At 68.2% G+C, this 22,765-nt stretch carries 19 protein-coding genes, 1 tRNA gene and 1 pseudogene; 7 read left to right on the plus strand and 14 right to left on the minus strand.

What is annotated here, in order from left to right; genetic code table 11:
- Window positions 1-137: 137 nt before the first annotated feature.
- From rho to AB0I16_RS30510, 7 genes are all read right to left on the minus strand, one after another.
- Window positions 138-2,216 carry a transcription termination factor Rho gene (gene rho / locus AB0I16_RS30480; RefSeq protein WP_363252861.1) on the minus strand — a complete coding sequence of 693 codons (2,079 nt, stop codon included), beginning with the start codon at window positions 2,214-2,216 and terminating at the stop codon, window positions 138-140.
- A gap of 396 nt (window positions 2,217-2,612) precedes the next feature.
- On the minus strand, window positions 2,613-3,530 hold the full coding sequence (gene thrB / locus AB0I16_RS30485; RefSeq protein ID WP_363252862.1) for a homoserine kinase: 918 nt from the start codon (window positions 3,528-3,530) through the stop codon (window positions 2,613-2,615).
- 238 nt (window positions 3,531-3,768) lie between these two features.
- A complete protein-coding gene (gene thrC / locus AB0I16_RS30490) occupies window positions 3,769-4,827 on the minus strand; it encodes a threonine synthase (protein WP_363252863.1) in 1,059 nt (352 codons plus the stop codon).
- Between the two features lie 6 nt (window positions 4,828-4,833).
- The gene (locus AB0I16_RS30495) at window positions 4,834-6,126 is read right to left on the minus strand and encodes a homoserine dehydrogenase (RefSeq protein WP_363252864.1); all 1,293 of its coding nucleotides are present in this window, start codon (window positions 6,124-6,126) and stop codon (window positions 4,834-4,836) included.
- A 153-nt stretch (window positions 6,127-6,279) separates the two neighbouring features.
- Window positions 6,280-7,671, minus strand: a complete 1,392-nt coding sequence (gene lysA / locus AB0I16_RS30500; protein WP_363252865.1) for a diaminopimelate decarboxylase — start codon at window positions 7,669-7,671, stop codon at window positions 6,280-6,282.
- A 54-nt stretch (window positions 7,672-7,725) separates the two neighbouring features.
- Window positions 7,726-9,384 carry an ArgS-related anticodon-binding protein NrtL gene (gene nrtL, locus AB0I16_RS30505; protein ID WP_363252866.1) on the minus strand — a complete coding sequence of 553 codons (1,659 nt, stop codon included), beginning with the start codon at window positions 9,382-9,384 and terminating at the stop codon, window positions 7,726-7,728.
- A gap of 83 nt (window positions 9,385-9,467) precedes the next feature.
- Window positions 9,468-9,986: a response regulator gene (locus tag AB0I16_RS30510; protein ID WP_363252899.1), complete on the minus strand. Its 519-nt coding sequence runs from the start codon at window positions 9,984-9,986 to the stop codon at window positions 9,468-9,470.
- A 253-nt stretch (window positions 9,987-10,239) separates the two neighbouring features.
- On the opposite strand from AB0I16_RS30510, the gene AB0I16_RS30515 reads away from it, so the two are divergent.
- A tRNA-Arg gene (locus tag AB0I16_RS30515) sits at window positions 10,240-10,311 on the plus strand.
- A 369-nt stretch (window positions 10,312-10,680) separates the two neighbouring features.
- On the opposite strand, the gene AB0I16_RS30520 is transcribed toward AB0I16_RS30515, so the two are convergent.
- The 6 genes from AB0I16_RS30520 to AB0I16_RS30545 all read right to left on the minus strand — a co-directional run bounded on the left by AB0I16_RS30520 (window position 10,681) and on the right by AB0I16_RS30545 (window position 15,583).
- Window positions 10,681-11,541: a hypothetical protein gene (locus AB0I16_RS30520; RefSeq protein WP_363252867.1), complete on the minus strand. Its 861-nt coding sequence runs from the start codon at window positions 11,539-11,541 to the stop codon at window positions 10,681-10,683.
- Window positions 11,504-11,911, minus strand: a complete 408-nt coding sequence (locus AB0I16_RS30525; RefSeq protein WP_363252868.1) for a hypothetical protein — start codon at window positions 11,909-11,911, stop codon at window positions 11,504-11,506. Before AB0I16_RS30525 ends, AB0I16_RS30520 begins: the two co-directional genes overlap by 38 nt.
- Window positions 11,912-12,349: 438 nt before the next feature.
- Complete coding sequence (locus AB0I16_RS30530) at window positions 12,350-13,117, minus strand: oxygenase MpaB family protein (protein WP_363252870.1); 768 nt, start codon at window positions 13,115-13,117, stop codon at window positions 12,350-12,352.
- A 77-nt stretch (window positions 13,118-13,194) separates the two neighbouring features.
- Window positions 13,195-14,430, minus strand: coding sequence for an MAB_1171c family putative transporter (locus tag AB0I16_RS30535; protein WP_363252871.1), 1,236 nt, complete (start codon window positions 14,428-14,430; stop codon window positions 13,195-13,197).
- Complete coding sequence (locus AB0I16_RS30540) at window positions 14,423-14,965, minus strand: hypothetical protein (RefSeq protein ID WP_363252872.1); 543 nt, start codon at window positions 14,963-14,965, stop codon at window positions 14,423-14,425. Before AB0I16_RS30540 ends, AB0I16_RS30535 begins: the two co-directional genes overlap by 8 nt.
- A gap of 93 nt (window positions 14,966-15,058) precedes the next feature.
- Entirely contained in the window at window positions 15,059-15,583 is a 525-nt protein-coding gene (locus AB0I16_RS30545; protein ID WP_363252873.1) for a helix-turn-helix transcriptional regulator, read from the minus strand.
- Between the two features lie 662 nt (window positions 15,584-16,245).
- Between AB0I16_RS30545 and AB0I16_RS30550 the strand changes: the two genes are divergently transcribed.
- Genes AB0I16_RS30550 through AB0I16_RS30575 form a run of 6 tightly spaced genes read left to right on the plus strand, consistent with a single transcriptional unit; the run spans window position 16,246 to window position 21,996 of the window.
- Window positions 16,246-16,680: a keywimysin-related RiPP gene (locus AB0I16_RS30550; protein ID WP_363252874.1), complete on the plus strand. Its 435-nt coding sequence runs from the start codon at window positions 16,246-16,248 to the stop codon at window positions 16,678-16,680.
- A gap of 35 nt (window positions 16,681-16,715) precedes the next feature.
- Window positions 16,716-18,491 carry an asparagine synthase-related protein gene (locus AB0I16_RS30555; RefSeq protein WP_363252875.1) on the plus strand — a complete coding sequence of 592 codons (1,776 nt, stop codon included), beginning with the start codon at window positions 16,716-16,718 and terminating at the stop codon, window positions 18,489-18,491.
- Between the two features lie 28 nt (window positions 18,492-18,519).
- Window positions 18,520-18,777: a lasso peptide biosynthesis PqqD family chaperone gene (locus AB0I16_RS30560; RefSeq protein ID WP_363252876.1), complete on the plus strand. Its 258-nt coding sequence runs from the start codon at window positions 18,520-18,522 to the stop codon at window positions 18,775-18,777.
- Window positions 18,774-19,196, plus strand: coding sequence for a lasso peptide biosynthesis B2 protein (locus tag AB0I16_RS30565; RefSeq protein ID WP_363252877.1), 423 nt, complete (start codon window positions 18,774-18,776; stop codon window positions 19,194-19,196). The genes AB0I16_RS30560 and AB0I16_RS30565 overlap by 4 nt, the downstream gene beginning before the upstream one ends.
- A gap of 47 nt (window positions 19,197-19,243) precedes the next feature.
- Complete coding sequence (locus AB0I16_RS30570) at window positions 19,244-20,980, plus strand: ABC transporter ATP-binding protein (protein ID WP_363252878.1); 1,737 nt, start codon at window positions 19,244-19,246, stop codon at window positions 20,978-20,980.
- The gene (locus AB0I16_RS30575) at window positions 20,977-21,996 is read left to right on the plus strand and encodes a methyltransferase (protein ID WP_363252879.1); all 1,020 of its coding nucleotides are present in this window, start codon (window positions 20,977-20,979) and stop codon (window positions 21,994-21,996) included. The genes AB0I16_RS30570 and AB0I16_RS30575 overlap by 4 nt, the downstream gene beginning before the upstream one ends.
- Before the next feature lie 161 nt (window positions 21,997-22,157).
- On the opposite strand, the pseudogene AB0I16_RS30580 reads toward AB0I16_RS30575, so the two are convergent.
- Window positions 22,158-22,526 (minus strand): annotated as a pseudogene (locus AB0I16_RS30580) (hypothetical protein); the annotation flags it as partial.
- Window positions 22,527-22,765 lie beyond the last annotated feature (239 nt).

Genomic DNA, 22,765 nt, shown 5'->3' on the forward strand with positions numbered 1-22,765 from the left:
CATCCTCACCCCGGGCGACGCGCCGAACGTCCTGGTGGCGATGAACCCGGCCGCGCTGAAGGCGAACATCGCCGACGTGCCGCGCGGCGCGGAGGAGCGGCCCCTTCCGGTGACCTGTCTCAGACGGCCACGCCGGGTCAGTCGTTGCCGTTGCCCGGCGTCGGCGTGGTCTTCTGGATCTGGAGCAGGAACTCGGCGTTCGACTTCGTCTGCTTCATCTTGTCGAGCAGCAGCTCGATCGCCTGCTGCTGGTCGAGCGCGTGCAGCACGCGGCGCAGCTTCCAGGTGATGGCGAGCTCGTCGCTGCCGAGCAGGATCTCCTCCTTGCGGGTGCTGGACGAGTCCACGTCCACCGCCGGGAAGATCCGCTTGTCCGAGAGCTTGCGGTCCAGCTTGAGTTCGAGGTTGCCGGTGCCCTTGAACTCCTCGAAGATCACCTCGTCCATGCGCGAGCCGGTGTCGACCAGCGCGGTGGCCATGATGGTCAGCGAGCCGCCGTCCTCGATGTTGCGCGCCGCACCGAAGAAGCGCTTCGGCGGGTAGAGGGCCGTCGAGTCGACACCACCGGACAGGATGCGCCCGGAGGCCGGGGCCGCGAGGTTGTACGCGCGGCCGAGGCGGGTGATCGAGTCGAGCAGCACGACGACGTCGTGGCCCAGCTCCACCAGGCGCTTGGCACGCTCGATGGCGAGCTCGGCGACCGTGGTGTGGTCCTCGGCGGGACGGTCGAAGGTCGAGGAGATGACCTCGCCCTTCACCGACCGCTGCATGTCGGTGACCTCTTCCGGACGCTCGTCGACCAGGACGACCATCAGGTGGCACTCGGGGTTGTTGTGCGTGATCGCGTTGGCGATCGCCTGCATGATCATGGTCTTGCCGGTCTTCGGCGGAGCCACGATCAGACCGCGCTGCCCCTTACCGATCGGCGCCACGAGGTCGATGATGCGGGTGGTGAGCACGCCCGGGTCGGTCTCCAGGCGGAGCCGGTCCTGCGGGTAGAGCGGCGTCAGCTTGTTGAACTCCGGCCGCCCGCGCCCGGATTCGGGCGCCATGCCGTTGACCGAGTCCAGGCGCACGAGCGCGTTGAACTTCTCGCGGCGCTCGCCGTCCTTGGGCTGGCGGACCGCGCCGGTGACGTGGTCGCCCTTGCGCAGGCCGTTCTTGCGGACCTGGGCCAGCGAGACGTACACGTCGTTGGGGCCCGGGAGGTAGCCCGACGTACGGATGAAGGCGTAGTTGTCGAGGATGTCCAGGATGCCCGCGACGGGGATCAGGACGTCGTCCTCGGAGACCTGCGGCTCGTTGCCGAAGCCCTGCTCGTCGCGGCCACGACGGCCACGGCGGTCGCGGTAGCGCCCGCGGCGTCCGCGACGCCCGCCCTCGAAGTCGTCCCCGTCGTCGTCGGCCCGCGGACCGTTGTCCCGCTGGCGGTCCTGCCGGTCCTGGCGCCCGCCGCCCTGCTGCTGGCGGTCCTGGCGGTCCTGACGGCCGCCGCCCTGCTGCTCGTCGCCCTTGTTGCCGCGGCGGTCGCGGTCACGGCCGCGGCCCTGGCGGTCGCGGCGCTCGCGGCGGCCGTCGGCACCGTCACCGCCGGCGCCGTCGCCGCCCTTGTCGTTCCTGGCCTCGGGGGCGTCGCCCCTGGCATCCGCCTTGGCCTCGGCCTTCGCCTCGGCCGTGACGGTCTCGGGGCTGCCCGCGTCGGCCGTGGCCCGGCGCCTGCGGCGCTCACCGGCGGGCTGGTCGTCCCCGCCGCGCTCGGTGTCGCTCGCGCGGGCGGGGCCGCCGGCCGGCTGGCCGGGGATGTCGATCTGCTGCTGGGTGGCGGCCTTCTCGGCCTTGCCCTCCGCCTTCTCCGGCTTGCCGGCCTTGGCGGTGCCCTCCGCGGCGTCCTCGCCCGTACGGGCCTTCGAGGTGGCGCGGCGCTTGGGCTTGGTCTCGGTGGCGGCGTCCGCGGCGGGCGCGGCGCTCTTCGCCGGGGCTCCGCCCCCGGCCTGCGCCTCCTTGATGACCTCGATCAGCTGGCTCTTGCGCATGCGCCCGGTGCCCTTGATCCCAAGGCCCGATGCGACCTGCTGCAGTTCCGCCAGCACCATGCCCTCAAGGCCGGTGCCGCGGCGCCGCCGGGACCCGGCCGAAGCACCGGTGGCAGGCGCCGCGGAGGCGTCCGTGGCGGGCGTGTCGGCAGTCACGCCCATCAGATCGGTGGTGTCGCTCACGAAGGGTCCTTCCCTGGAGCGGGCGTCGGCCTGTCTGGCTCGGCGACCGGTTGTGCTGTCCGGCGGTCGGTCCTCGCTGTGTGCTGTGGACCGTGCCGGGGCGGTTGTCCGCCTGAGCGGCGGAAGAATTCATTGGTGATGGCGAGTCCCGGTGCGGTGTCACTGACGTGCGGTGTCACCCGGCTCGGTCACGCCGGTTCCGGAGCGTGCTCAGGACTGCTCAGTGCGGGGCACGAAGCAGTTTGGGAGGCTCCCGGAAGAATGGTTGTCCCGGACGGGGACACAAAGCACCTCGCCATGGTGGGGTCGGGTGCAGACTTGAGATTAACACTACCGGATCCAACAAACATTCCCCCTCTCGGAATCGGGACACCCCGAAACCCTTTGTTCACCGCGTCACGGCGCGAGCGGCAGCACACTCGCTCCGGCGGCGTCGAGCGCCAGGCGATTGGCCGCCCAGCCCTCCCCCGCCAGGCGCGCGACCTTGTCGGCCGTACTCTCTTCGGCCAGCGCGAGGACCGTGGGGCCCGCGCCGGAGATCACCGCGGGCACGCCGTCGGCGCGCAGCCGCTCCACCAGGGCGGTGCTCTCCGGCATGGCCGGAGCGCGGTACTCCTGGTGCAGTCGGTCCTCGGTGGCGGGGAGCAGCAGCTCGGGGCGCCTGGTCAGGGCCTCGACGAGCAGGGCCGCCCGGCCCGCGTTGGTCGCCGCGTCGACGTGCGGGACGGTGCGCGGGAGCAGTCCGCGCGCCGTCTCGGTCAGGACGGGCTTCCCGGGTACGAAAACCACCGGAACGATGGAACCGGCCGGTTCCATCCGGATCGCGCGGGCCGCTCCCCCGTCCATCCAGGACAGGGTGAAACCGCCGAGCAGGCACGCGGCGACGTTGTCGGGGTGGCCCTCGATCTCGGTGGCGAGTTCGAGCAGGGCCGTGTCGTCCAGCCGGGCCTCGCCGCCTATCGTCACGGCGCGCGCGGCGACGATGCCGGCGCAGATGGCCGCGGACGAGGAGCCGAGGCCGCGGCCGTGCGGGATGCGGTTGGCGCAGACGATCTCAAGGCCGCGCGGCTGTCCGCCCAGCAGGTCGAAGGCGGTGCGCAGGGATCGTACGAGCAGGTGGGACTCGTCGCGCGGGAGGGTGTCGCTGCCCTCCCCCGCGATGTCGATGTTCAGGCCGGAGTCGGCCACCCGGACGACCACGTCGTCGTAGAGACCCAGCGACAGGCCCAGGGCGTCGAAGCCCGGACCGAGGTTGGCGCTGGTGGCGGGGGTGCGCACCCGGACGGCGGCGGCGCGGAACGCTGGACCGGCCATCGCTCGATGACTCTCCTTGAGCTGCGTGTTTGTGAGGCTGCGTGATGTCACGTGCCACATGTACGGAACACCCGGAGGCCGCGCACAACGGCGGCGCCCCGACCCGCGCGACGGCGGCACCGCGGCATATGCGGGGTGGGTTGGGTACAGCCTATCGAAGGAAGGTTCTGTGGCGACATAGGGCGCACAGGAGGCGCACGATGCGTGTCGTGAGCCTCCTGTGCCACCCCTGTGCCGGTTACGCCAGGCCGAGGCGCTCGGCGGCGGCGGCCGAGTCGACGGGGACGGTGACCGGCTGCGGAGCGCCGGCGACGGCCCAGTCGGGGTCCTTGAGGCCGTTGCCCGTGACGGTGCACACGATCTTCTGCCCCTTGTCGACCTTGCCCTGCTCGGCGGCCTTCAGCAGACCGGCGACCGAGGCGGCCGACGCGGGCTCCACGAAGACGCCCTCCTGGGAGGCCAACAGCTTGTAGGCGCGCAGGATCTCACGGTCCGTCACCTCGTCGATGAAGCCGCCGGACTCGTCGCGCGCGTCGAGGGCGTGCTGCCAGGACGCGGGGTTGCCGATGCGAATCGCGGTGGCGATCGTCGAGGGGTCCTTGACCACGTCGCCGCGCACGATGGGCGCGGAACCGGAGGCCTGGAAGCCCCACATCCGGGGCGTACGCGTCGACACGGAGTCGGCGGCGTACTCCTTGTAGCCCTTCCAGTAGGCGGTGATGTTGCCGGCGTTGCCGACGGGAAGGACGTGGATGTCGGGGGCGTCGCCGAGGGCGTCCACGATCTCGAACGAGGCGGTCTTCTGGCCCTCGATGCGGAACGGGTTGACCGAATTGACCAGCGCCACGGGGTAGTTCTCCGAGAGGGCGCGGGCCAGGTTCAGGCAGTCGTCGAAGTTGCCGTCGACCTGGAGGATCTTCGAGCCGTAGACCAGCGCCTGGCCCATCTTGCCGAGCGCGATCTTGCCCTGCGGCACCAGGACGGCGCAGACCATTCCGGCGCGTACGGCGTAGGCCGCTGCGGAGGCCGACGTGTTGCCGGTGGAGGCGCAGATGACCGCCTTCGCGCCCTCCTCCTTGGCCTTGGTGATGGCCATGGTCATGCCGCGGTCCTTGAAGGACCCGGTGGGATTGGCGCCCTCGACCTTGAGGTGGACCTCGCAGCCGGTGCGCTCGGAGAGCACCTGCGCGGGCACGAGCGGCGTACCGCCCTCGCCGAGCGTCACGACCGGCGTGGTGTCCGATACCGGAAGCCGGTCCCGGTACTCCTCGATGATTCCGCGCCACTGGTGGGTCATTGCTGCTTACTCCCCTTCAACCCGCATGATGCTGGCGACACCACGCACGGTGTCGAGACTGCGCAGTGCGTCGACGGTGCCGGTGAGGGCGGCGTCGGGCGCACGATGGGTGACGACGACGAGCGATGCCTCGCCGTCCTTGCCGGTCTGGCGAACGGTGTCGATGGACACGCCGTGCTCGGCGAAGACCGTCGCGACCTGGGCGAGCACACCCGGCTTGTCGGCCACGTCGAGGCTGATGTGATAGCGCGTGACGACCTCGCCCATGGAGCCCACGGGCAGCTGCGTGTACGCGGAGTCGCCGGGGCCCGTGGACTCGGCGAGCTTGTTGCGGCAGACGGCGACGAGGTCGCCGAGGACGGCCGAAGCGGTGGGTGAGCCGCCGGCGCCGGGCCCGTAGAACATGAGCTGTCCGGCGGCCTCGGCCTCGACGAAGACGGCGTTGTACGCCTCGCGCACGGAGGCCAGCGGGTGGCTGAGCGGAATCATCGCGGGGTGCACGCGCGCGGTGACGGAACCACCGTCGGCGGCCCGTTCGCAGATGGCAAGGAGTTTGATGGTGCAGCCCATCCGTTTCGCGGAGGCGAAGTCGGCGGCGGTCACCTCGGTCATGCCCTCGCGGTAGACGTCGTCGAGGCGCACGCGCGTGTGGAAGGCGATCCCGGCGAGGATGGCGGCCTTGGCGGCGGCGTCGAATCCTTCGACGTCGGCGGTCGGGTCGGCCTCGGCGTACCCCAGCGCGGTGGCCTCGTCGAGGGCTTCCTGGTAGCCCGCCCCCGTCGTGTCCATGGCGTCGAGGATGAAGTTGGTGGTCCCGTTCACGATCCCGAGGACGCGGTTGACCTTGTCCCCGGCCAGGGACTCGCGCAGCGGCCGGATCAGCGGAATGGCCCCGGCGACGGCGGCCTCGTAGTAAAGATCCCGCCCGTTCTCGACGGCGGCGGCGTGCAGCGCGGCGCCGTCCTGCGCGATGAGCGCCTTGTTGGCGGAGACGACGGAGGCCCCGTGCTCGAAGGCGGTGGTGATGAGCGTGCGGGCGGGCTCGATGCCCCCGATGACCTCGACGACGACGTCGATGTCCCCGCGCTTGACGAGCGCGGTGGCATCGGTGGTCACGAGCGAAGGATCGATTCCCTCACGCACCTTCGACGGGCGCCGCACGGCGACCCCGGCGAGCTCCACCGGGGCGCCGATCCTGGCCGTGAGGTCGTCGGCGTGCGTCGTCATGATGCGCGCCACCTCTGAGCCGACGACCCCACAGCCCAGCAGCGCCACCTTCAGTGGACGCGTACGCATCATCCGACCTCACTTCTCATACATCTACGATGGGACCAGTCTCACGCACCGGAATGGAGTTTCCGTCCATCGTCCGAATCATGAGACATGTATTTCATTATCCGATGCCGCTCCGACACCGGCGCCGGTATCGGAGCGGCGAGCGCGTGTCGGTCGTCACCCGACGTCGAGACGGAGAAGGTCCTCCTCCGTCTCACGCCGGACGATCACCCGCGCCGCGCCGTCGTGCACGGCGACGACCGGCGGGCGCAGCGCGTGGTTGTAGTTGCTCGCCATCGAGCGGCAGTACGCACCGGTGGCGGGCACCGCGATCAGATCACCCGGCGCGAGATCGGCGGGCAGGAAGGCGTCCCGCACCACGATGTCACCACTCTCGCAGTGCTTGCCGACCACCCGCACCAGCATGGGCTCGGCGTCGGAGGAGCGGGAGACCAGGGCGACGGTGTACTCGGCGTCGTAGAGCGCGGTACGGATGTTGTCGGACATGCCGCCGTCCACGGAGACGTAGGTGCGCAGCCCTTCGAGGGGCTTCACGGTCCCGACCTCGTACAGCGTGAAGGCGGTGGGCCCGACGATGGCGCGTCCGGGCTCGACGGAGATCCGCGGCATCCGGAGGCCCGCGGCCGCGCACTCCCGCGCGACGATCTCGTGCAGCGCCGCGGCGATCTCGTGCGGCTCACGGGGGTCGTCGTCCGAGGTGTACGCGATGCCGAGGCCGCCGCCGAGGTCGATCTCGGGCAGTTCGACGCCGTGCTCGTCGCGCACCTCGGCGAGCAGCTGCACGACACGCCGGGCGGACACCTCGAACCCGGCCATGTCGAAGATCTGCGACCCGATGTGCGAGTGGATGCCGATCAGCTCCAGCCCGTCCAGCTTGAGGGCCCTGCGCACGGCCTCGGCGGCCTGCCCGCCGGCGAGCGCGATCCCGAACTTCTGGTCCTCGTGCGCGGTGGCGATGAACTCGTGGGTGTGCGCCTCGACGCCCACGGTCACGCGGATCTGCACGGGCTGGCGCTTGCCGAGCCGCTCGGCGATGTGCGCCACGCGCACGATCTCCTGGAAGGAGTCGAGCACGATGCGCCCGACACCGGCTTCGACGGCACGCTCGATCTCGGCCGGTGTCTTGTTGTTCCCGTGGAAGGCGATGCGCTCGGCGGGCATGCCGGCGGCGAGGGCGGTGGCGAGCTCCCCGCCACTGCACACGTCGAGGTTCAGCCCCTCCTCGTGCAGCCACCGCACGACGGCCCGCGACAGGAAGGCCTTGCCGGCGTAGAAGACGTCGGCCTCGCTGCCGAACGCCTCGCGCCAGGCGCGGCAGCGGGCGCGGAAGTCGGCCTCGTCGACGAAGTAGGCGGGGGTGCCGAACTCCTCGGCCAGCCGCGCCACTTCGATGCCGCCGACACGGACGCCGCCCTCGGGCGTACGGGTGACGGTGCGGGCCCAGACCTTGGGGTCCAGGGCGTTCAGGTCGGCGGGCGGCGCGCTGTAGTGCCCCTCGGGCAGCACGTCGGCGTGGCGGGGTCCTGCGGGGTGTGCGGAACGGCTCATGACTCGCGTGTCTCGTCTCTCACGGGGTGACACCCGCCTCTCGGGGCCGGGGCATCACACATGTTCGGGTGCGCTGATGCCGAGCAGGGACAGGCCACCGGCAAGCACCGTCCCGGCGGCTTCGGCGAGGGCGAGCCGGGCACGGTGGGCGGCCGAGGGTTTCTCCTCACCGCGCGGCAGAACGAGGTGCTGATACGCGAGCAGCCCATCGGCGACCACGACGAGCTGCCGGGCGAGCCGGTCGGGCGCACGGTGGCGCGCGGCGGCGGCGAGGACGGGGGGGTAGTCCGCCAGGGCGGTCAGCAGGGGGTGGGCGGGGGTGGCTCGGGGGGCGGCGGGGGTGGGGGTGGCTTGGGGGTCGGCGGGGGTGGGGGTGAGCCCGAGACCGCCGGGGGGCGGGGTGCTCCCGAGACCGCCGGGGGGCGGGGTGCTCCCGAGACCGCCGGGGGGCGGGGTGAGTCCGAGGTCGCCGGGGGCGGGGGTGAGCCCGGGGTCGGCGGGCGTCGGGGTGAGCCCGAGGTCGCCAGGGGGCGGGGTGAACCCGAGGGCGCCGGGGGCGGGGGTGAGCCCGAGGTCGGCGGGCGTCGGGGTGAGCCCGAAATCGCCAGGGGGCGGGGTGAACCCGAGGGCGCCGGGGGCGGGGGTGAACCCAAGGTCGGCGGGCGTCGGGGTGAACCCGAGGTCGCCGGGGGTGGAGGTGAACCCGAGGTCGGCGGCGTTGCGGGTGAGGGCGCGGCAGCGGGCGTGGGCGTACTGGACGCGGAAGAGGGGGTTGCCCTCGCGCTGCTCCAGGTGCCGGTCACCGCCCTGCTCCGGGGTGACGCGGGCGTGATCGTGCGCGGCGGGGTGGAGCAGGGCCCAGCGGCCGGCGTCGCGGCCGAGGCGGAGGGGGTCGCCGGAGGCGGGGACGGGGCGCGGGGTGGCGAAGGCGCGGGGGGTGGGCCGCGGGGTGCCGAGGTTGCTGGAGGCAGGGGTGGGCTGCGGGGCGCCGGGGGCACCGGGGGCGGGCTGCGGGGCGTTCAGGTCGCCGGAGGCGGGGGCGGGGACGGGCCGCGAGGCGCCGAGGTCGCTGGAGGCGGGGGTGGGCTGCGGGGTGCTGGGGGCACCGGGGGCGGGCTGCGGGGCGTCCAGGTCGCCGGAGGCGAGGGCGGGCTGCGGGCCGACGAGGTCGGCCGGGGGCCGGCCGTGGGCGTCCACGCGAATCCCGAGGACGTCCACCCAGGCCGCCTCGGGCGCGGCGTCGCACGTGACCCGGACGAGGGTTCCCTGGCTACGCAGAATCCGCCGGACGGCGTCGGCGACGACGAGGGCGCGGACTTCGCGGGGTACGTGGATCTGGGCGAGCTGCCCGGTGTCGCGCGGGGCGTGCCCGTAGCGGAGGCCGACCTCCGCGATCTCCCGCACGAGGGCTTCGGAGGGCGCGCCGGCGAGGGTGACGTTGAGGAACCCGGGCCCGGTGATGTCCACCCCTGCGATCCCCGGCTGCGCGGCCAGCCACGGGGCCAGCACGTCCGCCACGTCCCGCGGCCGCATCCGCGCCGCCCGGGCGAGCCGCAGGGCCACGCTGGTGGCGTAGTCCCCGCACCCCCCCGGCCGAGGCCGCTCGACCGGCACCGCCCCGACATCCTCCGGCACCGGCACCCGGAGCTCCCCGGCATCGACGGCGGCACGCATGGCGCGCAGCACGGTCCGGGAGAGCTCGACGGGGGTCACGGGCCAAGCGTATGGGAGGAGGGGGGTGGGTCCGCGAATCGGTTTCGACGCGGGTCCGGGATGTGGACAGGCGGACGACGGCGTCAACCACCAGCCTGAGCAGCGCGCTCGGCACGCTCAGCGCGCTCGGCTTCGCTGATGGTGCCGCGTCCGTTCTCGCCGGCGGGCGCATCGCCATACGGTTCGGCACCGGAGAGGCCGCCGCCCACCGCTCCACGCCCGGCCCCCTTCCCACGCCCACGCTCGGCCAACTGCCGTACAACACGCACGAGTTCATTCGGCTCGAACGGCTTGGCGAGGAAGGCGTCGACGCCCACGTCGAGCCCGTTCTCCACCTCGTACTGCGTACAGGCGCTGATGACGACGATCGGCAGATGCCGCGTCCGGGGATCGGAACGGAGGAGGGCGGCGGTCCGCAGCCCGTCGAGGCGGGGCATGACGACATCGAGGGTGACCAGGTCGGGCTGGACGTCCCGCACGACGTCGACACACTCGGCACCATCGGCCGCGGTCACGACCTCGAAGCCCTCCAGCTCGAGGTTGACCCTGATCAGTTGCCGGATGACCTTGTTGTCGTCGACAACAAGCACACGGCCGGGCATGCGAGGCACAACTCGAGAGTAGGTCGACCCCCACCACCGCGTCCCGGTTTTCCCTACTTCCGCCCCGTGCGGAACACCTCCGTCCCCCTGGACGGCCCTCCACCTCCACCCTCCCGCCGTGCCCGAACCCCCACACGGAGGGCCACGCGCCGGCGCCCCCGCACCGCGCCCCCTGAACCACGGAAATACCTGTTCACGAGAGCCCCCGGAGAGCTGGTAGGGTTCTACCCGTCGCCGCGCAAGCGGACGATACGCCCCCGTAGCTCAGGGGATAGAGCAACGGCCTCCGGAGCCGTGTGCGCAGGTTCGAATCCTGCCGGGGGCACTTCGGAACAAGGCCCTGACCAGCGGAAACGCCGGTCAGGGTCTTTCTTGCGCATGTCAAAACCGCAACGGCCTCCTTGACCGTGTGCAACTGACCGCCATCGGGGCGCTGACCAGGGGTTTTGCGGACCGCAGTGGCGGAGAGCCGCGGCTCCCCTATCCCGCAGGTACGGCCGAGGAGCTTCCACGGGATATATGCGGGACGGAACGTCCGTGGCAGACCCGCTCGAGCTGCCGACCGCCGAGGTTCACCCCATGTGACCTGCGCTTTTTCGAAACTTCCGCACAGGTGGGCAAACGGCGACCGGGGACGTGTGTGTTTTGGCGGTCTTGGCGTAGCCACAGCGAGTACGTGAGGGGCAGGCCCGCCTCAGATGCGGGTCCCGTGCCCGCTCGGCTCCCATGCCGCCAGGAGCGCCGCGGCCGGCGCCGCCCAGTCCTCGGCGCCGACCAGCAGGTCGACGGCCTCCACAGGCTCCATCGAGCTTTCCTGTGTGCGGAGTTGATCGCCGATGCCCTGCGGCACCCACAGGGCGGCCGCTCTTTTGTGCCAGTCCACCGCGACCTGGTAAACCGCGACAACAGCCAACTCCCATGGGGTCAACGCTTCATGAGAGCTCTCGTCCTGCCAGTACGGACTGCGCGGCGGGATCCGCACGCCGATCAGGCGCCATGGGCGTCCCGCCGACTGCTCGGCTGCTGTCAGTTGAGCTTGCTCGGCCCAGGTCTCGGTCAGCTGCCACAGCGCCTGCTTTGCCTCGTCCACTCCCTTTCGGCGGCGCCCCAGCGCTTCGTGCAATTCCGCTTCGGCTGACAGCGCGGCCGTGGCGAGCGGCTTGGCGTCCGACCGGGCGCTGGCTCGCCATGCTCTCCACACCTTCCGCAGCACAATCGACGCGTCGTCACCGAAGATCCCGAAGGCGCTGTCAGGAGTCAGCGCGGGCTCGGGCAGCTCGGCGACGGCGGCGGCCTCGGCGAGCACCCGTGGGGTATAGAAGGGAACCACCGCCTGCCGCAGCTTCTCTGCAATGCGCGCGTGCGCCGCCATCCGGTCCTCGGCCCACGCGCGCAGCCAGGGACACGCGGCCAAGCCCTCAGCTGACATGACAAGGCGGTCCTGGACGTCCCGCCACAGGGCGATCAGGTCGTCGCGACACGCCCTGGCCTCTTCGTGGCGCTTCCAGGTATCGGCGTCATCCTCGTCCTGCGGATACTCGCCCTGCGACAGCACACACCGCCTCGTCGATCTCCGCCTCGTCAGGAAGCTGCTCCCGCACCTCCTCTTCGTCGAGTCGAAGCCGCGATACGGCGTCCAACGCGTCGAGGAAGACGGGCCAACGCCCGCCATCGGGCAGAGGCCAGCGGCAGCACCAGTTCGCGCAGAGCCGCCCGAGCGAGGAAGCATCCAAGGAGAAGTCCACGGCGCGTACTGACGATGCCTTGCCGAGGCGGGGGCAGTCCGCGACGGCGTGAATGCGCCCCGAGCCGGAAGCAGCGGTGAAACCCGAGAACACGGTTCCCTCGAAGGGCCCGAGTGGCGTCCCCTCCTCGATGCAACGGCCCAGCGCAACGATCTGCGGTCCAGTCTCCCGAGTGGTCATGGGACGACCCTAGCCTCGGCGTTTCAGTCGGAGTGAGTGCGGTCACCGCGCTGCGCCCGCTGCATTCACGTGGCACCGGTCATGACCCCGGCCGGATCACCGTGGACCTCGCATCACGAACCTGGCCATGCTGCACGACCAGAGCAAAGCGTTCGGTGCAGTGGCGTCCACACCCACCACCTAGCGGCTGCTCTCCAAGACCGACGAGCATATTCTTCCGTGACTGCGGTCCGCTCGTGTCGCCGCACGCCAGACGGCCTGGCTGCAGGCCGCCGACCGAGGTGAAGGCGTCCCCGTTTCGTGTGGTCGGGGTTTCGGCGTAGTCGCGGGGGCCTCAGGACATAGATGACATGAGAGTCTCGGGGCCTCACATGACACCTTGCTTCGCCGCCGCCCATGCACGAGGTCGTTCGCCACTGAACCGGCCGCAGCACGGGATCACGCAAAATCGCGCACGGCGGGTGGGAGGACAGGTTGGTAGTCGGGGGCAGAGTGGGCTCGATGAATGCGCCGCGCTCGAAGCCTGATACTGATGGCGGCCAGAGTGCGCGCCGCAGCGTGTGGACGGGCAACACCGAAGGCCCTGCGTAGGGGTTCGTCGAGGAACGCGTCCGACGCGCCACGGAAGAGCGGGGCAAGCTTGGCGGAGAAGCAACGGCTAATGAGGAAGCCGCGGGTAGCGACCCATAGCTGGGCAGACTCAGGAGTGGCGTCGAAGCGTTCTTCTTCGTAACGGTCGGTCCAGATGGCGAACTCGTCCCAGGTTGGCGGTACGTGGCGGATACCCATCCGCTCCGCGAGACCGCAGTAGAAGGTGTGGCACGCGTCCTTCTCCTCTGCGGTGGTGGCCCGCCAGGCGTTCGCATCGCACCAGCGGATCGGGGCAATGTCGAAGCAGGCAAGCACGTAGAGGTAGGTTTCGTTGCCGATCTCCCAGCGTGCATGGATGCGGTTCAGGGCTTGCACAGTTCGCGCGCCTTTTTCGCTGTCGAGGCCGTAGTAGAACAGCTGGTGCATCATCAGCCCGGTCGTCATGGCCCGTAGCTCGGTCTGGGCGTTCATCTTGCCGGTGGAGACAAGGACCTTGGCAATTTCGGGTACAGCGAAGGTCCGGTAGAAGCCGATGTTGAGGCCGAATGCGAGATCCTCGCACAGGTCATGCCGGACGAGGTGCCGGTAGATAGCCTCAGCATGCGACAGCGGCAAGCTCTTTCCAGGCGTTGACATCAAGTTGCCCCCTGCAGTCCATAGATCTCAACTCGTCCTGTTCCGGGCCCTCTTGATCAGGCTGTGTCAGCAAGAACACCGGCGACGAACGGTCCCTTAAGATGTCCTGCAACCAGGACCAGGTGCTGCCGTTCCTCTCCAGGCTCGACATCGATGCCAGGGGTCCGTTCACAGTGTTGTGCCGGACGCTCTCCGGCGCGTAAGGCACGCAAGCCGCCGGCAAAGGCTGCAGCAGCAACAGCAGCCTCACGCTCCCGAGGCCCATCCAGGCCGTCGTGCTGAGCCGCCCGGCGTTGAGCGGTCTCAACGACATCGGCTGGCACCCAGGGCCGCAGAGCCAGTTGGCCGTCGCGGATCTCCCGCGTACGCCGAGTGATACGCCACTCCAAGTCCCGGGCAACCAGCCACTCCGCCCATGGCCGCGGCAATGTGTCCAATGCCAGCCGCCCGTCGACTTGCAGCGCAGCCGTCCACAGCGGGCGCAGGGCCCGGTAATGCGAGCGACGCTCGCGCCAAGTGACCGCCGCGGCACCCACCCAGCCAGAGGCGAGCACGAGGCAGCCCACACAGCCCGATAGAGGGCTCACAAGCGACCCCACCCAGTCCAGAGCATTCGTACCTGCTGCTGCGGCGACTATGACAGCGATCTTGCTGAGGACATACCCTCCAATCAGCGCGCACCCAATGGTGATACGCCGCAAACTGCGCCCCAGAAGCCCGCAGTTGGCCGGATCAGCGGAGTAACTCCAGGAGATCATCCCCAGCTGGCAGAGGGCCCATCCGAACCCCGCCTGATAGACGAGGAGATAAGCAAAGACCGTGGGCCGGTCTGCATACGTTGTATCCAAAGGCTCGTCGCTGTCCAAGCCCGAAGGGAAGAAGGCAAACAGCGTCGTCATGGCCACCATGACCGGCCCATAGACGAGCAGGACTTTGCTTCGGACCTCGGACTGCACCGCGGAGTACGGAACAGTCCATGCACGGCGGCTGTCCGAACCCTGCGACGGCGGCGCCCACAGCAGGACGAGCACGACCGCGCCGGCGCTGAAGAGAATCCTACCGAGATAGACGAAAAGCAATCCAAGGAAGCTCACCCCGGACTTCTCATTGATTGCGTCTGCAACAACCGGAACCGAGCACAGGAAGGAGACGGCCGTCGCCACTGACGCGATAGCCATGGCAAGCAGCGCCGGAGCCTGCTGCCGCCGCCAAGCCTGCGCCTTGAAGCCTCCCACCGTGAACCAGAGGGCGGCTATGACTAGGTAGAGGCAGCTGGCGACGAAGTCATACATGGCGGCTCCAACGATGTTCCAGCGAAGTGACCACTGCGGCACTGGCTGGCACAGAGGTGGCTAGGTCCAGCTGCTGCCATAGGAGGGTTCCGAGAACCTCAGCCTGCTCTTCGGCCGGACTGGAGTAGTGGGAACGCCCTAGAACGAGACGGGTTACGTCCGGGTCAATGGCGTCAAGTTCAGGGATATGCTCAAGCAGGAGATGTGCCAACTCGTGGCAGATGATGTGGGCTTGATGGGCCGTACTCGTATGCAGAGGGAAGTAGATCCGGTCCTCAGTGAGATGCTGCTCGTACTTCCCAGAGGTTTCACCAGGAACCAACTCCTTCGGGATCAGAACAATAGGGCGTCCCCGCTTGGCCCCTAGCCGTTCACACAGCTCCTCTACCGTGGTGTACGGCGGTACGCTGGCCCCTTCCAGCAGGGCTCGGCACTTGCGTCGGGCACGTCGCAAGCCCACGAGAGCTTTCTCCTGTCCTTCGGGAATCCACCATCTCGTCGCCATGAAGCCAATGGGCATGTCGGACAGGCTCACTTGCCCCCTCCTCTGGCTGTGGCATGTCTCTCCGCAGCGGAACTGCAGCAGGCCGCCGCACTCGCGACTGCGGCAAGCTTTACCGGCCACGATTCAGGGGGAGCCGAATCCGTCTCCCCTTCCTAGTCCAATGGCCTGGCGGAGTTGATCGATCACCGTGGTCACCGAGCCCCTCATCGAGGACGGGAGTTCTGCGGCCCCCTCGGCGATGTGTCGTACCTCTTCATCGGAGAGCAACTCGGCGTCAACACCAGCAGAACGGTGTCCCACACGCTGCGCTCGTCCTGCACGATGGTTCTCGATCATCCGGAGATTCCGCTCAACAGCTTGGACAGCTGAATGCTCTGGCGGGTTGAGGAAGTAGTCCGTCGAAACCCCGAAGAGCTTCGCCATCCGGCCAGCGTTGGCGAGACTGGGAACAGACTGCCCCTTTCGAAGTTTCCCAACATACTGGTTGGACAGCCCCGTATGCTTGGCGATCTCCGTGTCCGTATATGGCCGCCCCAGCGCAGCTGGATATACGACTTCGATCAAGCGCCGGAATCGCTCACCAAACAATGCTGCTTCTTGTCCGGACGAGGTGGACGACGGTGGTGTGCCCGGATCTGGAGTGACCATGATGGAATGGTAACTAAGGGACCACCTGCTCGGCACCAGTCAAATTGCGCCATATACATGATAGTTGATTCCATCGAATGCACTCTGGGCCGGTGACCTGCAGCGATGAGTTGGGCTCTCTCTGATTGGTTGACAGAGCTTTGACGTATACGTAAGATCGGCCCAAGAGAACGGCGCCGGAGCGCCGACTGTCACCTCCAGAAGGCAGGGCCCATGCGAGACAGCGGCCGGGGAGCATCATTGTCTCCACAGCGAAAGGACGTCAGGCGCAGGGGTACGACGGCGGAGCGCGGCCTCCGCGACGCCCCTAGCCTGCAGGGAACAGACCCTTGGGGGATGCGTCCTCTCCGTGCTGAAAGCACTTCTTCAAGCCAGTCCGGGCATGCATCCGCTGACTGCCGTTGCTCCACACGCGGCGTTGCCTGAGCCACCACGTACGGACTTGGCACACCATCATCCCGATCGCGGATGCGCACCTCTTGCCGTCAGGCTACTGAATCTCGTGCGACAACCGGCATGCCCGGCCAAGGGTTCTGGGAGTCGGTGGGTGAGCCCGAAGCAATGCCATGGCCAGAAGCGCCACTTCAGAGGATCAAGGGCCTCACGAGGCTCTCCGCGCAAGGTGACACGCAGCTACGAGATGATAGGGGAATGGAACCACGATGCGTTCGAAGTTCGCGATGTCAGATTTAGCGCAGGCGTTGAGCCGCATCACCAGTTTGACCAGCAGAGAACTTGAAGTCTTTGAGATCTTGGCACACGGAGCAAGCAACGCAGAGATCTCGATGGAACTGTTTATCACCGAACGTACTGTTCGCGCTCACACAGGCAGCATCTTGGCAAAGCTGGGCCTGAGTTCACGCCTGAAGGTCAGTCTAGCCGCCTTCGTCTACGCCCAGAGATTGGCTCCGGAGCCAATTACGTTGCGTGCGCATCAGGGAGAGAGTGGATTCACTCTCAGACGAAAGGAGGTGAACAGCCTTATGAAGAAGACCTACGAGACTCCCGCCCTGATCGAGCGCGGTTCCTTCGCAACGGCAACCGCCGGCTTCGGCCGAATCAGGGGCGACCAGCTGGTCGGCCGCCTCATCCCGTAACACGCCCGAACCCGAGGAAGGCACTCGACAGCATCATGGATCAGTTTGTGGTGATACCCGACCACGAGGCTGCTTCTGCGGTCGGGTGCCCTCCTTGGAATCCGACCCACACCATCGCCCACGCTTCAGGCCGACCCTGGATCAGGGCACGCCTGACCTCGTCATCGCTGACGTGCGTTCGTGCCGGCGGAAACACCGTTGCCCTGATCGGTCCCGGTGACCCGACCTCGCCGGCTCTCGAACGCGCCGTGGCGAACTGTCGCACCGCAGTCGACCTTGACCGCGTCGTCACGAGTATCCCCGGGCTCTTCCACGTCATCGCCACCATCGGGACCGACGGCGTCCGGATCCAGGGGACTGCCTCTGGAGTCCGGCAGGTCTTCTACACCCGTTACCACGACGGCTGGTGGGTGTCCGACAGAGCCCGAACCCTGGCCGAGATGACCGGTGCCCCACTGGACCACGCAGCTCTGGCCCTCAGGTTGCTGGAACCCATGCCGCACCCCTTGGGCCAGCGTGCGCTGTGGGAAACGATCCACACTCTTCCCAGCGACAGCTGGCTTCACCTCGACACGCGGGGCCAGCAGCGCGTGTGTCGCTGGTGGCAGCCCCCGGAACAGCGAAACTCCCTGCCCACCGGGGCCCAGGAGGTACGGCGGGCCCTGCAAACGTCCGTCCGGCTCCATCTGCAAGGCCGCACCTGTGTGAGTAGCGAGCTGTCCGGTGGATTCGACTCCACCACCCTGCTCTTCCTCGCGACGCAAGAGCGCCCTGTTCTGGCCGTGACGGCCGAGAGCCGCGACCCTCTCGACGACGACAGAGACTGGGCCGATCTGGCCATACTCCACAGCGAGCGGGTCGATCACCATGTCGTCGCCGCACACGATGTCCCGTTGGTGTACGCCGACCTCGACCAGGCCGTCGAGCCCTTGGACGAACCCTCCACAGGAATCGCCAGCCGGGCACGGGTGCTCGCGATGACTCTGCCTGGCCGCGCAGCAGGTGCGGACGTACACCTGACGGGGCACGGCGGTGACCATCTCTTTGTCGGCCTGGCAACGCTCTGGGCGGACATGCTGACCAGACACCCGCTCACCGCGGCCCGGCGCCTTGCCATCTACCGGGGGATGTTCCGCTGGTCACGAGCTGACATGGCCCGGCAACTGCTGCTCCCCACCTCGTACCGTCGCTGGTTGGCGTCCCGCTCGCTATCGGGAACAGGCGCAGACCCCATGTACCCCTTCCTCACCTGGGGGCTCGGAGCCACCATTCCGCCCTGGACCACCGCCTGGGGTACCGACGTGATCCGGGAGGAAGTCAGCCGGGCGGCCCGAACGACCACCCCACTGGCCTCCACACCCGGCCGGCATCTGGAACTGGACGGCCTTCAGGACGGGGCGCGCCTCGTGCGGGCGCTGACTGACATCACCGCCCACGCGGGACTGGCCATGTCCGCCCCCTTCTTCGACGACCGCGTGATCGAAGCAGCTCTGCGCGTGCGCGTTCCGGACCGTGTCCAGCCCCACCGGTACAAACCTCTCCTTGCTGAAGCCATGCGGGAGGTCATACCGGACATATTGCTGCAACGCACCACGAAGGGTGTAGGGGACATGGCCCAGGCGCTCGGCCTGCGAACCCACGCAGACTTCCTGGGCAAGTTGTGGAGCGAGTCCCGCCTGGCCGATCGCGGACTGGTCGATGCAACACACCTGAGGAATCTGTGCGCGAACCCCGACTCGCCCGAACTCGACAACGGGTCCCTGCTGACAACTGTGGCCTGCGAACTATGGCTGCGTACCTTGCACGACTGAAAGCGGTATGACCGTAGGGGGAAGAGAAATGCACCTGCGACTGCGTGACAATGTGTCCATCGTCCGAACCGAATACGGATCGGTTCTGCTGGACGAACGTGGAGGCGTCTATTTCCAGCTCAACCCGACAGGAACCATTGTCGCCGAAGGACTCGATCATCGGCTTTCTCCTGCGGCCATCGCCGAGCGATTGATGCAGGAATACGACGTCGACGAAGAGCAGGCGATGAAGGACATCGCCGCCCTCGTGGAAAAGCTCCAAGCGTCGGATCTGGTCCAGCCGTGAGCATAGGAATGACGATGCCGCCCCGGCAGACGAACGGCTGGAGGCAACGAGCCAGGACGAAAATCGTAGTGATCTTCGCCTTGCTGTTGGCGCGCCTGCCACCACGGCGCCTGAAGGTGTTGCTGGGATGGGCGGCGGCAAGGGCCCGGCCCGCAGGCTACCGGCAGACGGAGCGGTACTACCACGCGGTGACGGCGGCCAGTTTGTCCTGCGCCGGATGGCAGGGGTGCCTGCCCCGCTCCATCGCCGTCGCTTTGCTGTGCCAGTTGGAAGGAACCTGGCCGACGTGGTGCGTCGGTGTACGTGCCACCCCACCGTTCGCCGCCCACGCCTGGCTGGAAGCCGACGGACGAATCGTCGCCGAGCTGGGTAAGCCAGACGCGTACCGAGCCCTGATCCGCGTGGAGGCAGGACCGTGACAGGTGAACTCGAACGTCCGGCGGACCCAGGACGACGAACCGTCGGCATGGTCGACATGCTGCGCCTACTGCACCCTCATCGCGGCACCGTCACCGCTGCCGTGCTCCTGGTGTTGGCGGCGGCGGGCCTCGGCCTGGCACAACCGATGCTTGCCGGAGAGATCATCGACCGTGTCCGCACCTCCTCTTCAGTCGCTGGTGCGGCAGTGGCGCTGTCGGTCCTTTTCGTGGCGCAGACCGCCGTCGACACGACCGGCCGGTACTTGTTGGAGCGCACTGGTGAAAGTGTCGTCTTGCGGCTGCGCACAGCGCTGGTGCGCCGACTGCTGCGGCTGCATATCCCCGTACTGGCCAACCACCGCATGGGTGATCTCATCTCGCGTGCCGGTAACGACACCGGAGCTCTGCGCGACAGCCTGACCCGCAGCCTGGTCGATGTCACGGTGGGAACTCTGACGGTCGTCGGGGCAATCGTCCTGATGCTCATGGTCGATCCCGTCATCTTCCTGGTCGTCCTGGGCGTCTTTGCCGTAGCCGGCATCGGCGTCTTGGTCGTGATGGACCGCATCCGTGCCGCGAGCGAGCAGGCCCAGACGGCTGTGGGGGCGTTCAGCGCTGACCTGGAGCGCGGGCTGTCCGCGATGCGCACCATCCGCGCCCACCGTGCCGAAGACACCGAAACGCAGCGGATCACGTCGTCGGCGCAAGCCGCGTACGACGCGGGTATCCGCAGCGCACGGCTGACCGCTGCCGCACAGCCGGCTGTCCAGTTGGCCGCCTCCGGTTCCTTCCTCCTCGTTCTCGTATTCGGTGGCATGCGTGTCGCCTCGGGCAGCCTCGAACTCGGTGATCTAGTCGCGGTCCTGCTGTACGCCACGTACCTGGTGATGCCGTTGGGCAACCTGCTCGAAGGGCTTACGCTCATGAAGCGGGCAGCCGGGGCGCTGCAGCGCGTGCAGGAAGGTCTCGACCTGCCCGTGGAGGACGACGAAGGACCAGCACAGCCGGTTCCAGCCAGTCAGCCGACCGCACCCGTGCTGGACTTCGACGATGTCCACTTCACCTACGACGGGCACCGGCCCGCACTCCAAGGGGTCTCTTTCAATCTCCCCGCCGGGTCCCGAACCGCGATCGTCGGACCGTCCGGCGCCGGAAAGTCGACCATCCTGTCCCTCATCTGCCGGTTCCACGAGCCGACTCACGGCACGATCGCCTACCTCGGCCACCAGTCCACCGAGCTGTCCCGTGCTCAGTGTCGTCAGCTGATCGCGCTGGTCGAACAGGACGCCCCGGTTCTGCACGGCAGCCTGAGGGAGAACCTCAGCCTTTCCCGCCCCACCGACGACAGCGAAATCCAGCACGTCCTGCACCAGGTCAACTTGCACACGCTCGTCGATTCACTGCCACAAGACATCGACACGCCAGTCGGGGAACACGGAGCGGCACTCTCCGGGGGAGAACGTCAGCGACTGGCGATCGCACGAGCGCTGCTCACCGAGCCCGCTCTGCTGCTCCTCGACGAACCCACCGCAAGCCTGGACACCCACAACGAGTTGGCTGTCATGGATGCCCTGGGTGAGTTGCCCCCTGAAACGGCCGTGCTCGTCATTGCACACCGGCTCTCCACCGTCCGGGACGCCGAACGCATCCTCGTGGTCGACGAGGGCCAGATCATCGCCTCCGGAACCCACGAGCAACTGGTGCAGACCAGCGCCCGCTACCGGCAACTCCTCGGCAACCAGCTCGTGGACGGTCCACACCTTCCCCTGGAAGTGAACACGTGACCACTGAAACCGAGTTCTCCGAAGCAGTTAGCGGACTGGCCCCCATCGCACTGCGCACCGCTGCCACTCTGCGTCTGGCCGATCACATCGCCGCCGGTCACAACACCGCCGCGCTCTTGGCTAAACGCATCGGGGCCGATCCCGACGTCCTGGGCAGGGTGTTGAGCTTCCTGACCGCTCGCGGAGTCTTCAGCGAACCGCATACCGGCGCCTTCGCCCTCACGTCGCTGTCCGTTACCCTGCTCGACGGCCATCCGTCCCAATTACGCGCATGGCTCGACGAAAGCGGAATCGGCGGGCGTATGGATGCAGCTGCCCGCGCTCTGACCGACGCTGTGTGCACAGGACGTTCCCCCTACCTCCACACCCACGGGAACACCTTCTATCGTGACCTCGCAGCGCACCCAACGGGTCCTGACTTCAACACACTTCGCCAAACACACGCGGAGAGCTTCGCCAAGGAACTAGCCGATACCTTTCCGTGGAAGCACGCTCAGCACGTAGTCGACGTGGGGGGCGGGACCGGTGTCTTCCTGGAAGCCCTGATGCGCAGATTCCCCGGCCTGCGCACGACGCTGGTGGATCTCCCCGAAGCGGTGGGTGCCGCCACCCACCGCATCACGGCTGCCGGCCTCGCAGAAAGGTTCACTGCGGCCCCCGGCGACTTCTTCGACCCGCTGCAGTCCGGGGCGGACGTGTACACCCTCGTCAACGTCCTGCACAACTGGAACGATGAACAAGCCGCCCTCATCCTGCGTCGCTGCGCTGAAGCAGCAGCCGAGCACGGCACGGTCGTCGTCGTCGAACGGCTCACCGACAGCGCCGACCAGCGGGTCATCACCAGCATGGACCTGCGGATGTTCCTCCTTCTCTCCGGCAGAGAACGCTCTCTTGAACAACTTCGAGCAACAGCGGAAGCAGCTGGCCTGATCTATGGGCAGCGCTTAACCACTGCCGTCGGACTGGACTGGGTCATGTTCCGCGCATCTGGTATAGAGGGTGTTCCTGCCAAGTGACTTGCTGAGCTGGGCTCGTTGTGAAGGCAGCGGGCCTGTTCCAGCACGGCGTGATGTCGGTCGGTCTTGCCCCAATCGCCCGGCGACTGCTCTATCTGCTTCGCGAATGGCTGGAATCGGCTACGCGCGCTGAGGGCGCCCCCTGGACATCCCAGAGGGGTCTTCACTATGCCGAGCGTGGTCTCGCGGGGCAGCATTCCTGAGCCGATGGCCTCCAGCCTGAACGGGCCGAGGAGCTCGGCGAGTCGCGCGGTGTCCTCAGCGCCGAGCGCCTGCCAGGGGGCAGCGGCCAGTTCGTCGGTGCGGCGCTCGACCTCGGCGCGCAGGGCGTGACCCGCGTCGGTCGCCGCGCCGCCGGCGTCCAGCAGCCCCCGCGCGATGAGCCGTTTGCGGGCAGCCGCCCACTCATGCTCGCCGCAGCCGTGGGTCGCGAAGACCTCGGCCGGCGCCACGCCGATCGCGGCGAAGGACACCAGCGCCTCCACAGAATCGAGGCTCACGGTCAAGAGGGCGGCGAGGTGGCCGTCTCCTATGAGACTCCTCGAGAGTCTCTGCCATCTCTACTGGAAGGCACTTTCTGTGTGAAGGGTGTCGGTTCGTGTCCCAGGCTCTGCGCGTCGGCGGACGATTCGCGGTTGTAAGGCATGCCGATCCACAGCTTCTGACCACCAGTTCGCGGGCGCCGCAGCATACCCTGCCATCATTGATGGGTACGTGAGACTACTCGTATTCGTGCAGGACCCGTTCAATGCGCTCGTTGGCGATCCCA

The organism is Streptomyces sp. NPDC050703 (genome assembly GCF_040654435.1).
In the GTDB taxonomy this organism is placed as follows: Bacteria; Actinomycetota; Actinomycetes; order Streptomycetales; family Streptomycetaceae; genus Streptomyces.

Bases quoted from the DNA above. Each gene is read 5' to 3' on its own strand.
- thrB (WP_363252862.1), bottom strand. From the start codon at position 3,530: ATGGCCGGTCCAGCGTTCCGCGCCGCCGCCGTCCGGGTGCGCACCCCC.
- thrC (WP_363252863.1), bottom strand. From the start codon at position 4,827: ATGACCCACCAGTGGCGCGGAATCATCGAGGAGTACCGGGACCGGCTT.
- AB0I16_RS30495 (WP_363252864.1), bottom strand. From the start codon at position 6,126: ATGATGCGTACGCGTCCACTGAAGGTGGCGCTGCTGGGCTGTGGGGTC.
- lysA (WP_363252865.1), bottom strand. From the start codon at position 7,671: ATGAGCCGTTCCGCACACCCCGCAGGACCCCGCCACGCCGACGTGCTG.
- AB0I16_RS30510 (WP_363252899.1), bottom strand. From the start codon at position 9,986: ATGCCCGGCCGTGTGCTTGTTGTCGACGACAACAAGGTCATCCGGCAA.
- AB0I16_RS30525 (WP_363252868.1), bottom strand. From the start codon at position 11,911: ATGACCACTCGGGAGACTGGACCGCAGATCGTTGCGCTGGGCCGTTGC.
- AB0I16_RS30535 (WP_363252871.1), bottom strand. From the start codon at position 14,430: ATGTATGACTTCGTCGCCAGCTGCCTCTACCTAGTCATAGCCGCCCTC.
- AB0I16_RS30545 (WP_363252873.1), bottom strand. From the start codon at position 15,583: ATGGTCACTCCAGATCCGGGCACACCACCGTCGTCCACCTCGTCCGGA.
- AB0I16_RS30550 (WP_363252874.1), top strand. From the start codon at position 16,246: ATGCGTTCGAAGTTCGCGATGTCAGATTTAGCGCAGGCGTTGAGCCGC.
- AB0I16_RS30555 (WP_363252875.1), top strand. From the start codon at position 16,716: ATGGATCAGTTTGTGGTGATACCCGACCACGAGGCTGCTTCTGCGGTC.
- AB0I16_RS30560 (WP_363252876.1), top strand. From the start codon at position 18,520: ATGCACCTGCGACTGCGTGACAATGTGTCCATCGTCCGAACCGAATAC.
- AB0I16_RS30570 (WP_363252878.1), top strand. From the start codon at position 19,244: ATGGTCGACATGCTGCGCCTACTGCACCCTCATCGCGGCACCGTCACC.